Source organism: Sphingobacteriaceae bacterium, from assembly GCA_002319075.1.
GTDB lineage: Bacteria > Bacteroidota > Bacteroidia > B-17B0 > Aurantibacillaceae > Aurantibacillus.
In genome coordinates, this window is sequence record NVQB01000001.1 from 3,533,395 (window position 1) to 3,547,377 (window position 13,983).

General features: G+C 40.5%; 6 protein-coding genes. 3 read left to right on the forward strand and 3 right to left on the reverse strand.

Annotation, left to right across the window (positions count from 1 at the left end; all coding sequences use genetic code 11):
- Positions 1-168 precede the first annotated feature (168 nt).
- The 3 genes from CNR22_15325 to CNR22_15335 form a co-directional block, all read right to left on the reverse strand.
- Positions 169-2,043: a hypothetical protein gene (locus tag CNR22_15325; GenBank protein PBQ33091.1), complete on the reverse strand. Its 1,875-nt coding sequence runs from the start codon at positions 2,041-2,043 to the stop codon at positions 169-171.
- A gap of 423 nt (positions 2,044-2,466) precedes the next feature.
- Positions 2,467-3,213 (reverse strand): hypothetical protein, encoded by a 747-nt coding sequence (locus CNR22_15330; protein PBQ33092.1) that lies wholly within the window; start codon positions 3,211-3,213, stop codon positions 2,467-2,469.
- Positions 3,214-3,248: 35 nt separating this feature from the next.
- Positions 3,249-5,285, reverse strand: coding sequence for a hypothetical protein (locus CNR22_15335; GenBank protein ID PBQ33093.1), 2,037 nt, complete (start codon positions 5,283-5,285; stop codon positions 3,249-3,251).
- A 146-nt stretch (positions 5,286-5,431) separates the two neighbouring features.
- On the opposite strand from CNR22_15335, the gene CNR22_15340 reads away from it, so the two are divergent.
- The 3 genes from CNR22_15340 to CNR22_15350 all read left to right on the forward strand — a co-directional run bounded on the left by CNR22_15340 (position 5,432) and on the right by CNR22_15350 (position 13,923).
- Positions 5,432-8,737, forward strand: a complete 3,306-nt coding sequence (locus tag CNR22_15340; GenBank protein PBQ33094.1) for a hypothetical protein — start codon at positions 5,432-5,434, stop codon at positions 8,735-8,737.
- A gap of 68 nt (positions 8,738-8,805) precedes the next feature.
- Positions 8,806-10,011 (forward strand): N-acyl-L-amino acid amidohydrolase, encoded by a 1,206-nt coding sequence (locus CNR22_15345; protein ID PBQ33095.1) that lies wholly within the window; start codon positions 8,806-8,808, stop codon positions 10,009-10,011.
- Between the two features lie 396 nt (positions 10,012-10,407).
- On the forward strand, positions 10,408-13,923 hold the full coding sequence (locus CNR22_15350) for a hypothetical protein (protein ID PBQ33096.1): 3,516 nt from the start codon (positions 10,408-10,410) through the stop codon (positions 13,921-13,923).
- Positions 13,924-13,983 lie beyond the last annotated feature (60 nt).

Consider the following 13,983-nt stretch of genomic DNA (forward strand, 5'->3'; position numbering starts at 1 on the left):
TTCTTTTGTTTTTCAGTTCATTCTTTTTTCCTGCTATCCTTATCCATTCTTCAACCTCCAGCTTTCGCCTTCATAAAGATAAGCCTAGCGAAATGGAAAAAATTACCAACTATTTTAGTTGGATCAAATGAAAAAGACTGCCATCCGGCAGCCTTTTCCTCAAGGGCTTTAGTTTTCAATAACAAGTTTTCCAGAGCTTGTTCCAGAGTCGCTTGTAAAAACGTACAGGTAAATGCCAGCTTTATATCCTTCCAGTTTTACTTCCTGTTCATTTTTCTGAACATTTATTTCTGAGAGGATCTGGCCGGTTAAAGCATAAACAGTTAATACACCAGGATGTTCTGAAGATACTTTTATACTTCCGGAAGATGGATTCGGATAAATCACTAAGCTTCCATCCACACGACCTGTTTTTTCAATGCCCAGTGTTTTTACACTTGAAAGGTTATGTGGCGCTTCTTCGCCTCTGTTGCAGTCTTTCCTGCAAGTGCCTGTAACGGGAGCATTTTCGCTTGACCAGCCTGCTAAATTAACGAACGATCCGGTAAAGCCGTTTACTGAGCCATCAATAACAGTGCTTGCACCTACCTGGTTACAGCGGTAATAAAGCACGAGGTCAGACTCGGTTCCCAGACGACATTTCTGGTAATTGGAAGCTATATCTATTGGAGCCAAAGCTTTTTTCCAGATACGTACTTCATCCATTTTTCCGTCAATGGAGTTAACACCGGGGCAAGCGCCGCAGGCAGAAAGGTTTGTCTGGATCACATTGGGTATGGGCGCTACGGTGAGGAGTTGAGTATCTACCAGTACACCATCTACATATAAATATTTCCTGCCAGCCAAATAATCAGCAACGCCGGCAGCATGATACCACCTGTTGGTTAAAAAACCACCCGCTGGTTTCCATGCGCAATTAAGATCAACCGGCACGCCGGACGGAGGGTCTACTTTAAATACGAGACTGTCATACCCTCTGTTGAAAAATCCGCTATGCCAGCCGAAGCCCAGATACAGATCTCTAAAGGATGCATTGTCGATAGCACTGATGAGCGGAAGGTCATTGCTTGTACTGCCAGGAGCCGATTTTAATTTAAACCAGGTTTCCCAGGTATATCCGGTACTGGTGACGTCGTAATAATACTGGTTGGTAAGTGGCAATGCAACTGACGGATTATTCCTGGTGTCAAAGTCAAGAGAGCCCAGGCATTTGCAGGCTTCCTGGCATGCTGTGCCAGATACTGGTGCGTTTTGGGTAGACCAGGCTGGCGAAGGCGCGTTTAAGAAAGATGCGTTGTTAAAGTTGCTTGTTGCGTCAAGAACGCTGAGTGCGCCTGTTTGGTTAAGTCGGTAATAAAGAAAAAGGTTGGCCTCAGTGCCATTCAGACATTGGTTACAGTTCGCGGAAATTTCTAATGGGCTTAATGGCTTGTCCCAGATGCGCACTTCATCCATATACCCGTTAAGAGAGTTTAATCCGTTGCCGCCATTGTGCGACGAAAGGTTGGTAGGAATAACGCGTGTATTAGGCGCCACGGTTAAAGACTGAGAATTAACAAGTACGCAGTTAACATACAGGTACTTCATGCCTGCACCGTAATCTGCAACACCGGCAACATGGTACCAGGTATTGATTAAAAATCCGCCCGAAGGTTTCCAGGCACAGTTCAGATCAACCGGTACGGCTGCGCTTGGCGGATCTACTTTAAAAACGAGGCTGTCGTAACCTCTGTTCTGAACTCCTCCGTGCCAGCCAAAGCCAAGGTACATATCTTCATAAAGCGTGCCGTCAATGGAACTTATTATTTGACGGTCGTTGTTGGTACTGCCGGGAACAGAATTAAGTTTAATCCAGCACTCCCATGTATAACCACCGTTAACGGCTGTATAATAATGATTGGTTGCAGGCAGTTTTACCGAGATGTCGTTTGTTTGATTAAATAATAATGAACCTTGGCAGGACTGCTGGGCCTCTGCATAATGTATTAAGAAAAATGAAAGTGATAGAAAGAGCAGTTTGCTCCACTGAAATGGTTTTTTCATAACGTTGGTTTTAAATTGTTAATTAAAAAATGCACCGACCCTGTTTGTGAGTAACCTTGATAGCGCGAGGGCTGAGCTAGAATGGTGCTGCGGGCTCTCCTGCGCCGAATAACAAAAAGGTTAAGTGGGTAAAGGCTGTTTTTCTTTCATAGATTGGGGTTTTAGGTTGTACCTACTTTGTTTAAAGCGTAGTTCGGTAAGTCCGCTATTGCAATATATTCTCAGGATCATTGTAACAGGAAGGATCGTTCTTTCGCTGGTAAATGTCAGAAAGCAGCCAGTTAAATTCGGAATGTGTTTCATAAAACGTCATTAAATGAGTTTATGAAGCTAAATTAGTTGACCCCGGGCAGGAAGCCGGAGAAGGATTAACATCTGCTGAAAAGCATCTGACGAACGCAGAGGTTTAACTTACAAGCGCACTTATAATTCTGAGAGTTTTTGTAACAGCAGCTCTTTTTTGCGGGTAGATACCGGCAGCGACACATTGTTTTTTAAAACTGCTTTGCCGCCTTCTGTTTTTTCATACCGTTTAAAATACTGCAGGTTGAGCAGGTAGGTTTGGTGGATCCTGAAAAAGCCATAGTCTGCGAACATGGCCTCAAAATCGCCAATAGTGCTCGATACAACTATGCGCGTTTTGTCTGCAAGATAAAAGGAAGTATAGCCGCGATCAGCCTGGCAGTAAATAATGTCGGCAAGGCTCACGAGATGGATATTTTCAGTGGTTTTAAGAATTATTTTTTTATCTGCTTTAGACGCGTTTATGTTATGTGCAAATAACTTAAGCTTTAGTTCCACTTTATCCAGATCAATAGAGTGAAATGCTTTTTTAAGTGCGTCTGCCAATACAAGCGAATCTACCGGCTTTAGTAAATAATCTAACGCTGCAAATCGAAAAGCACCCAGCGCATAGCCCTGGTGTGCTGTAATAAAAATCACTTTAAAAACAGGACTGGGAAAATGCTGAAAAAGAGCGAAGCCGTTTTCGTTCTCCAGCTCAACGTCAAGAAACACGATGTCTGGTTGATGTTTTGTGATGGCTGCAACTGCAGTGCTGATAGAACTACATCGGTCGCAGAGTTTAATGTCCGGGTGGTAAAGCTTGAGGAGTTCAACTAAAGCTTCCTGTGCGTGTATTTCGTCGTCAATAACCAGTGCTTTTAACATAAAACGAAAATTTCATATAACCAAGGTATGAAATATTACTCTTGCACCATTTGAGGCAGTATAAAAATAACCTTTACCCCCTTACGGCCTGGGCTTTCGGGAAAAGCCTCGCCAATGCTGAAAAACGCTTTTACTTTTGTTTTTTTATTCATCAGGGCAATGCGCTCTTGTGTGATGTCAATTGCCAGCGAGCGGTGGTTTTTAATGGTGTCATATTCTCTTATACCTGTGCCATTGTCGGTTATTTCTAATACAACCGCGTCTTTTTTAAAAGTGTATGCTACGCTTATCAGGCCTCCGCTTTTTATGCCACGAAGTCCATGTTCTACCGCATTCTCAATAAAGGGCTGTGCAAGCATGGGCGCAACAAATGTATTTTCAAGGTCAATGGTTTCATCCGTTTTAATTACATAGTCAAACCTATGATCGAACCGTAGCTGCTGTAGCCGCAGGTAATCGTCCAAAAGGTGGATCTCTTTTTGTAAGGAAATGGTTTCCACGCGCGAGTTTTCAAGTACGTTACGCATCACTCTCGCAAAAAAGCCTAGGTAGCGTTCTGCCTTTTTTTTATCTTCCTTAAGCACAATGCTCTGTATAGCCTGCAGGGAATTAAAAATAAAATGCGGGTTCATTTGCAGACTCAGTACTTTTTGTTCTAAATGAAAATTCTGCTGCTCGCTTTTTAATTTGTTTTGATGCAGAAGCAAATAGGCGGTGCTCAAAATAAAGACCACAAGAAGAAGCATGCCTGCCAATAGATACTTGTTCTGGCGCAGCTCAAGTTCCAGGATCCGGTTTTCGTTTTCTTTTTTTTCGAGATTGTAATTAAATTCTTTTTTCAGGATGTGTTTTCTGTAGTTTTCATTAGAAAGTGTGTCTTTTAATTCGTCATAAAGTTGCTGCATGTCAAAAGCTCTTTTATAATTTCCCAGGCTTAAATACACAAGTTTTGAAAGTCCTGCAATTTCAAGAAGCTGGAGCGTAAAACCTGTGGAGTCTGCGATCCGAAGGGCTGCCTCGGCCGTTTTTAAAGCTTCATGGTTCTTATGTATCTGGTAATTTATACTGATGCTTGTTACCATGGTACGCACAATGTAGAGGTTGCTTTTGGTGCGAAGGGCAATCTTATAAGCTTTGCTGCAGTATTTAAGTGCCGAGTCAAGGTGGTGTATGCTTTGATAGGCAGATGCTATGGAGTTATTTATATCTACCGAAATAAAGTCATCTCCGAAAAGATCTGTGTATTTTTTACAGGCAAAATAGTAGCCGCATTTTAGCATCATATAATCGTTCCGCGCCGTCTGCATATTTAAGATCTGGTAATCTGACCCCAGAGATAAAAGACTTTCAGCAATCCCTCTTTCATACTTTAATTTTTTGTAAAGCTTTAAACACTGCAGGTGCAAGGGCATAGCTTTTGAAATGTCATGCCACGAAAAATAACAAAGTGATTCTTCATGAAAGGCATTAGCAAGGTTTAAAGTATCGTGTTTTCTTTGCGCCAGCCTTATGGCCATTTGAGAATAGGCAAGTGCTTTTTTTATTTCATTCTTTACATAAAAAAGTCGGGAAAGACGTAAAAGGGGAGGGAACATTCCTGCGGTATCTTTGTTTTGCTGCGCCATCTTATAACTCAGGTTACAATAAGTAAACGCTTTGTCGTAAAATCCAAGATAAAAACAGGCGTTGCCAAGTGAATAGAGAGCTTTCCTCTCCAGCTCCGGCAAGTGGTAATAACGGGCATCTGCAATCAAACTATCCCAGTAACTGGTTCGCAGGAGCAGCGATTTCACACCCAGCCAATAACGGATGGTCAGTTTTGCAGTATCTGTTTTTGAATGCAGCAGCTCGCTTTTGAGTGAGTCCACTTCCTGCGGTGTTGCACGCAAAGCGGTTTGTGCAAAGGCGCCCTTCAGGCAAAATAAAATCAAAAGAAATAAAACCGCGGGGTGATTGGTTTTCATGAAAAAACAGATAGGAGAAGTGAAAAGATAAGACTTTTTCTCAGAATTTTCTCTTCCGGTCCCAATTTCACATGGTTTTCCTTCACGTCCTTCTGTAGTTTCTTTCAACGACAATTAGATGTGCTTCAGAATTAACTTTGTAACTCTTTCTTTATTGCAGCAGGCGATCTATTTTCACGTTTTTTAGTAAGCTATTTCTCTTTTTGTATTGAAACTTAATTCGTAAATTTAATTTTCTAAAAATTTCTGTTCCTTTGATAAATCGTATCCTAGTATATTTCCTCCTTCTTACCGCCTCTTGTGTAAAAGCACAGTTCAATTATGGACATCAAATGGATTTTGGTAAGAACCGTATTCAATATAAAGAATTTGTATGGACTTACCTCGATTATGAGCGTTACCGCGTGTATTCCTACCAGGGCGGAACCGAGCTGAGTAAATATATTTCTGTAAGTGTCAGTAAACAGTTAGCCATTCTTGAAAGACGTCTCGATTATCAAAGTGAGGATAAAATCAATGTACTGGTTTATAATACTCAGGACGATTTTAAACAAAGTAATCTGGGATTGAGTAGCGACGACCAAACCAATATAGGTGGCGTTACCCGTATCATAGGCGATAAAGTAAGTATCTTTTTTAATGGATCGCTGGCCGAATTGGATCAGCAAATTCGCGTGGCCCTGGCCGAACTTTTAATCAATAAAATTCTTTATGGTGGAAATGCCGGTCAGGTAGTGAGAAACTCAGCACTTCTTAATATTCCTGCATGGTACTCTGACGGACTCATAAAATATTTATCGGAAGGCTGGACAAGCTACAACGACAACATTCTTTACGACGATTTAAAAAATGATCATTTCAGTTCTTTTAACCGACTTACGGGTAAACAGGCAGCGCAAGCGGGACACGCGATCTGGTATTATATTGCTTCCACTTTTGGAGATGGTATGATTCCGCAACTTCTTTATATGACGCGTGTTTCAAGAAGTCCGGAAAACGCTTTTAGTTATGCTTTAGGAATTACCTTGCCGAATTTAATTTTTGATTTTACCGAAGCTTATCAGCGCCACTTATATATGTTGCGCGATACGCTTCGTACTTCACCGATCAACAACAACAGCGTTCTTAAAAAATATAAAACCAGTCGCCATTATTTTCAATTGAAAGTAAGTCCTGATGGTTCGCAGGTTGTATATGCGCGCACGCAGCTCAGCCAGATGCGGGTGTATTTACGAAACCTTGAAACGGGAAAAGAAAAGCGCTTATTAAAATACGGACCAAAACTGGAACAACTGGAGGACTTTAATTATCCTTTATTAGCATGGCACCCGAATGGGAAAATAGTTTCTATTATTTACATGCGTAAAGATCAACTCTTACTGCAAATCGTAGACCTGGAAACAAATGAAGCCGTAAAACGCAATCTTACGGGTTTTGAAAAAGTAAATAGTTTCTCTTACAGTCCCGATGGAAAAAAACTTGCTATTAGTGGCGTGAAGCGCGGCAAGGGACATAGCGATATTTTTGTTTTTGGCGTAAATACAAGTTCACTTGAGCAGCTTACCAATGATACCTGGGACGATAACAATCCTGTTTTTGTAAAGGGAAACAAACAAATTGTATTTGAAAGTAACCGCTTAAATGATACGATTAAAGCCAGTGATGATAATTTATTTTTTGTAAAACCCAACCGTGATATGGATCTTTTTATGACGCCTTATCCTTTTACGAGCAAGGTTTTAGTGCGCATTACAAACACCCCTGATATCAACGAGAGATTACCTCAGGCTTATACTACAAATTATGTATCTTATCTCAGCGATAAAAACGGAATTTATAACCGGTATCTCGCCGAGTTCGACAGTGCCATTTCTTTTGTGGATACAACAGAGCATTACCGTTATTTTTTCAGGTCAAAACCTGTAAGCAATTACGACCGCAATCTCCTTGAACAAAATATAAGCGCAGAAGGGTCGCATGTGGCAGAAGTAATTTATGCGAATGGGAAAGACATGATGCTTGTGTCGCCTTTACCGAAATTAAATACATTGGAAGTATACGAGCCGATGAAAACCTGGGAGAGAAGTTACATTAGTCCTGCTATTGCTGATCCTACAAATTACAAAGATGTAAGACCTTCTGAAAATGTTTCTCCGCAAAAACCTGAAGATACGTCACAGGGCATTGATTTTGATAATTATAAGTTTGAAAACGAAAAAGGCAAACAAACCAATACGCCGAATCCTCCTAAAGCGCCCGCCACTGCTAAATCAGACAGTTTAAAACCAAAACCTTCCCCGGGCTTCCGATTTCCTATTCAACGGAATTATTATACTTCTTTTTACACGGATAAAATTATCACGCAGTTCGATAATTCGTTCCTCGCCAATAATTACCAGGTGTTTACAGGTGGCGGATCTGCCATTTACCTTAACCCGGGTTTTAATTTTCTTACCAAAGTATCTATCAGTGATCTTTTCGAAGATCAGCGCATAACAGGTGGCTTCAGAATTAATCCAAACCTGGACAACGAATTTATGTTATCCTGGGAACAACGTAAACGGCTTTTTGATCACCAGGTTGTTTTAGATCGCCAGTCCTTTAATAATGTGGCAGTGGGTACAAATTCGCAGGTGGCGTTTTTTGCACGCATCAATACAAGTACTGTTCGTTATTCTATAAAATACCCGTTTAGCCCTGTGGCTGCATTGCGATTGTCTTTGCTGTATCGTAACGACCGTTATATGCCTTTATCGGATGCTGAATACCCTGTTGCTTTGGCTGTACGCCCGGCCTACGAAAATTTAGGGGGTGTGCGTCTTGAGTATATTTACGACAACACCCGCAAAGTGATGTTGAATATTTTAAACGGACTGCGTTTTAAAATATGGACGGAGTATTGGAAATTTAACAGCAAAGAAAACCGCGACTTATTTACCTCTGGTTTTGATGTGCGTCATTACCAGAAAGTACATCGCCAGATTACCTGGTGTAATCGCATTGCCGGTGGAAATTCGCTTGGCACAGACCGTTTGATTTTTTACATGGGAGGTGTAGATAATTGGATCAATCCTAAATTTAATAATAACGTAAACATTGTAAATCCCGACCAGTACGGTTTTCAAACACTCGCTACCAACATGCGCGGTTTTAACCAGAATATTCGTAATGGAAATAATTTTTTACTTTACAACACAGAGTTACGTTTTCCTATTGTAAGGTATTTCCTTGATCATCCTGTGCGCTCTGACTTTATTAATAACTTCCAGCTAATTGGTTTCACTGATTTAGGTATGGCCTGGAATGGCGCTAATCCTTTGAGTCGCGCCAATACAGAAAATACAAAAACTTTTGTGGACAATGATGCTGCTTTGCAAAGTGGCGGTACCGGCATTATAATAACTGTTATCGACGATAAAAATCCACTTGTTGGCGGCATGGGTTTCGGTCTTCGCTCGCGCTTGCTGGGTTACTTCGTTCGTCTCGATTTCGGTTGGGGCATCGACAACTGGCAGGTTCAGAAACGCGTGATAGGTTTATCTCTTACCACTGATTTTTAAGTATGCAAAATTACTTTTTGTAGCTTAGCTTTAAAACCTTTATTTTCATAGCCTAAACAGGTAGACGTATGCGGAATCAGGAGGAAATTAAAAGCTTGGCAAAACAGTATTTCGCCAAAGTAAAAGCTATTCGCGAGCACCTTCACAGCCATCCTGAACTTTCTTTTCACGAAATTGAGACTTCAAAATTTATTCAGAAACACTTGACGGAAGCGGGCATTTCTTTTACAACAGGACATGTAAAGACAGGAATTATTGCTTTGATAAAAGGAAAAAATCCATCAAAGAAAACTATTCTTCTGCGTGCAGATATGGACGCGTTACCCATTGAAGAAAAAAATGATGTTCCTTATAGATCCCAAAATGCCGGCATTATGCATGCCTGCGGGCATGATGTACATTCAGCTTGCGGACTAGGCGCTGCATTTATTTTGAACGATCTGAAAGAAAGCTTTGAAGGAACGGTTAAGATTATGTTTCAACCCGGAGAGGAACTTTTGCCCGGTGGAGCAAGTTTAATGATCAAAGAAGGAGTACTCGAAAATCCAAAAGTAGATCAGGCCATTGCGCTGCACGTTTTTCCAAGCATGGAAACCGGAAAAGTGGGTTTTAAGAGTGGTATGTATATGGCCAGTACGGATGAGCTTTACATAACGATTAACGGTAAAGGCGGACACGCAGCTATGCCGGCAGAGTACGTGAATCCTTTACTAATTGCATCTGAACTATTACTGGAAATAAACAGAACGTTTAGCGATAAGGAATCTCTGAAAAAATTAGGCGGCGAAGCTATCCCAACCGTAGTAGCTTTTGGTAAGATCGAAGGAAAGGGTGCCACCAATGTTATTCCCGATGTAGTAGAACTGGCGGGCACTTTCAGAACCATGGATGAAAACTGGAGAAAAAAAGTACACGCAGAACTGGAACGTATTGTGAAAATAATTTCCGACAAGTATAAAATTGCTTCCGTACTAAAAGTCGATCACGGTTATCCGTTTTTGGTAAATGATAAAGACCTGACAGAATCCTGCATTGATTCGGCACAAAATTATTTGGGAAAAGATAATGTAGAGGAACTCCCGCTGCGCATGACGGCAGAGGATTTCGCCTTCATCACACAAAAAGTTCCCAGTTGTTTTTTTAGATTAGGAACTGCAAACAAAGAAAAGCGAATCACTTCTGGCGTTCATACCGCCACCTTCGATATAGACGAAAGAGCACTTGAAATTGGCATGGGACTGATGGCCGATCTAGCGATAAATGCTTTGAAGTAGAAATCCAATTTCCTCAAATGCCATCTCGCGCCTTAGTCTATTAAATATCCTGCCAGGAAACGGTACGCAAAAGTCTAAGCCGATAGTATAAAGGATCGCGTTAATCTTTTAAAATATCACGTCCATACCCTGGAGTGTCACGTCGAGCGTAGTCGATACGCACACTAAAATCGGGCCCGGGAAGCTTCAGAAAGACATTCGGTCACCTTCTCCACTACGCTCGAAGTGACAGTGCAAGATTAAAAGCAATCAGACCGCTCGTCACAGGAGTTTCTTAGAGCCTTGTTAAAACCGCTTCTTTGTCCCTAGAGTCCTTCTTGTCCTGGCTCTCTTTGGTCTCTTAAGTCCTGCCTCCCTTCCTATCACACAATTTACTATCTTTAAAAGCGTTATTAAATGGTGAATCTGAGGCGATTAGGCGTACTGTTAGTGTTTTCTTTTATACTTGTAAAAGGAAGCGCGCAAATTTTCACGCCTAAACAAATAAAGCTCTTCAAAGTGTTTAAAGACACACTTGTACTGGATAGTCTGAGCCTGGTTCCAGGAACTATAAGTTTTAAGGCCTATCCTCAGGGTGATTCTACGGTATTGCCGGAAATAAATTACAAATACCACGCACTTATTTTTAAGAATGGAAAAAAACCCGATAGCCTTTTCGTAAGCTACAAGCGCTTTCCCTACAATTTCGAAAAATTGTTTTACCATAAAAATTCAGATGTGCTCTATACGGATCTGACGCGCCGTATAAATCCTTTCACTATAAATTACTCTAACAAACAATCTGAAAATTTATTTCAAAACGATGGCCTCAATAAAAACGGCAATATTAGTAGAGGGATCTCCTTCGGAAATAACCAGGATGTGGTGGTGAATTCTAATTTGAATTTACAGGTAAGTGGTAAACTAACGCCTGAGATTGATCTGGTAATGGCGGCAACGGATAATAATATCCCCTTTCAGGCCGACGGAACAACGGCACAATTGCAGGAATTTGATAAAGTGTTTATTCAGTTAAGTAATTACAATACAAAAATGATTGTGGGGGATTATCAATTGTCGCGACCTCAAAACAGTTACTTCATGAATTTTTATAAGCGCGCGCAAGGATTTTACCTGGATAATGTCTACAAAGACACAACTTCCAAAAAACCGATGATTTTTAAAACGCAAGTTTCTGGCGCCGTATCGCGTGGTAAGTTTTCGCGGCAAGTGTTTTTTGGTGTTGAAAATAACCAGGGCCCCTACCGTTTAAGAGGCGCTGAGAATGAACCCTTCATTATTGTTTTAAGCGGGACTGAGAAGATTTATATTGATGGCAGACTTTTACAAAGAGGTCAGGAGAATGATTATATCATTGATTACAACACCGGTGAAGTTACCTTTACCGCGCGCCAGCAAATTACAAAAGACAAAAGGATAGTAGCTGAATTTCAATACGCGGAGAGAAATTACGCGCGCTCTTTATTTTTCTTTGGAGAAGAAGTACTGACCGGTAAATCAAGAATATTTTTTAATGCTTACAGTGAACAGGATAATAAAAATCGTCCGCTGCAACAAAACCTCGACGATCAGCAAAAAAAGAATGTGCTTATCAATGCCGGCGATAATCTTGATCAGGCTTATTTCAGCGGGGCAGACACTGCTGTTGCTTTTAACAGCGACGGTATTTTTTACAGGAAAGCAGACACCCTGGGCTATCAAGGTATTTATATCTACAGCACCGATCCTTCTGTAGCGAAATACAATTTGAAGATGAGTTTTGTGGGGGCTGGAAAAGGGAACTATGAGCAATTGAACACCAGCGCCAATGGAAAGGTTTATACTTTTGTGCCGCCAGCCGGCGATTCTCTTCGCGGAAGTTACGAGCCGGTAGTTCCTTTGGTAACGCCCAAACAAAGCCAAATGTTAACAGGAGGCTTTACGCATAGCATTACACCTGATAATCTGATTTCCGTAGAAGGAGTCTATACAAAATACGATGTCAATAAATTTAGTACTAAAGACAAAGGAAACGATGAAGCAGGTGGTGTAAAAGTATCCAGCAAAAACCAAAGCATTTTTAAACGTGATTCTTTAAAGCCCGTTGTCAAAGCTATTTACAATGTAAACTACGAATTTCTCCAAAAGCAGTTTACGCAGATTGAACGTTTTCGTAGCATCGAATTTGACAGAGATTGGAACCGACCTTTAACCAGTCTTCTTATAAATGATCAAACGCTAGCCAGTGCAGAGTTGGGGCTTGTTCAGCAGAACAGAGCTTCTCTTACTTATACGTTTAATTTTTTTAATGAAGGCACAAACTACCAGGGGATCAGGCATAATATAAATGGCGATTACAAAACAAAAACACTTTACTCCAATTACAACGGGGCATTCCTGACAACTACAGATGATCTTAATTTTCAAACGACGCAATTTTACAGGCATAAATCTCTAGTCTCAAAAAAAATTGATCGTCTTAAGTTTGCCTATACAGATGTTTTTGAAAATAACCAGTTTCGTAATTCTACCGATAACATAATTGCTCCGAGATCTTACCAATTCTGGGAGTGGGAGGGAAGTGTTTCGAATGCCGATAGTTCAAAAAATAATGTCAGGTTGTTTTACAAAGAACGAAGAGACCGTTTAGCTTACCGCAAAGCTGTGGGGACTAATGATCTCGCATTAAAGGACAGTACTTTCGCCACCAATATTGGGCTGGAAGCTTCCATTTTTTCTATTAAAAATAATCCCATTACTTTTTTGGCCACCTACCGTAAACTGGATCTTACCAGAAATATTACGGGCACTTCGTTAAAACCCGATAATACCTTGTTAACGCGTTTGGAATACAATCCGCGGTTTTTTAAAGGCTTAATTACTTCAAGCATTTTTTATGAAGCGGGTTACGGACAGGAAAATAAACGGGATTATTATTATTTAGAGGTGGCGCCCGGTCAGGGACAATATGCCTGGAACGATTATAACGGCAACGGGATAAAGGAAAAAGATGAATTTGAACTGACCAATTTTATAGACCGTCAGACTTATATTCGTTATTACACGCCAACAAATGACTATGTGAAAGTTTTGCAGAATCAATTTAGTATTTCGGTTAGTATTCGTCCCTCTTCATTTTTTACAAATCAAAAGAAAGCGATCAACCGTTTTATTAACCGTTGGGTTTTGCAAACGGCTGTGCGTTTTGATAATAAGATTACCGACAATGATGTTGTAAATAACTATAATCCATTTGTTCAGGCTCCCGACAGCTTTCTGCTCGCAGCTAATAACAACAGTCGCTACAGTGTTTTCTTTAACCAGAGCTCTGCAGTATTTGGAGCAGATTACACACATATAGATAATAAGGCACGTCAACTCTTAACGAATGGCATCGAAGAAAAAACAATTTTTTCAGACGAAATAAAATGGCGTGTCAATTTTCTGAAAGCCTGGGCTATAAACAGCGACAACATTGTCAGCAAAAAAGGAAACAGTTCAGAATATTTTTCTTTACGCGATTATAGTATCAGAAGCTATGAAACCGAACAGAAATTAGTGTTCCAGCCGAACACAGTATTTAGAATAAGTGGTATTTACAAATACACCGAGAAACAAAACCAAGTAGAAGCACGAAATCAAAACTCGTTTCTTCACACTTATGCGCTGGAAATAAAATACAACCAAACAGAAAAAGGAAGTCTTACCGGAAGGATAGACCTGATAAAAATTAAATACAACGACTCTGAAAATTCTGCAGTGGCTTACGAAATGCTAAATGGTTTAAGCAAAGGCGATAATTACACCTGGGAGTTGCAGTATCAAAGAAACCTCAATAGTAACATTCAAATAAGCATTAATTATTCAGGAAGAAAAACGCCTGACAATCCAACGGTGCATATCGGCGGGGCGCAGATCAGGGCCTACTTCTAGAAGGTGAAAGATTAAATGGAAAAGACAGTATGGCATTTCTAAAACAAGTTTGTTTTTTCA

Coding starts and splice junctions, on each gene's coding strand:
- CNR22_15350 (PBQ33096.1), top strand. CDS start 10,408: ATGGTGAATCTGAGGCGATTAGGCGTACTGTTAGTGTTTTCTTTTATA.
- CNR22_15325 (PBQ33091.1), bottom strand. CDS start 2,043: ATGAAAAAACCATTTCAGTGGAGCAAACTGCTCTTTCTATCACTTTCA.
- CNR22_15330 (PBQ33092.1), bottom strand. CDS start 3,213: ATGTTAAAAGCACTGGTTATTGACGACGAAATACACGCACAGGAAGCT.
- CNR22_15345 (PBQ33095.1), top strand. CDS start 8,806: ATGCGGAATCAGGAGGAAATTAAAAGCTTGGCAAAACAGTATTTCGCC.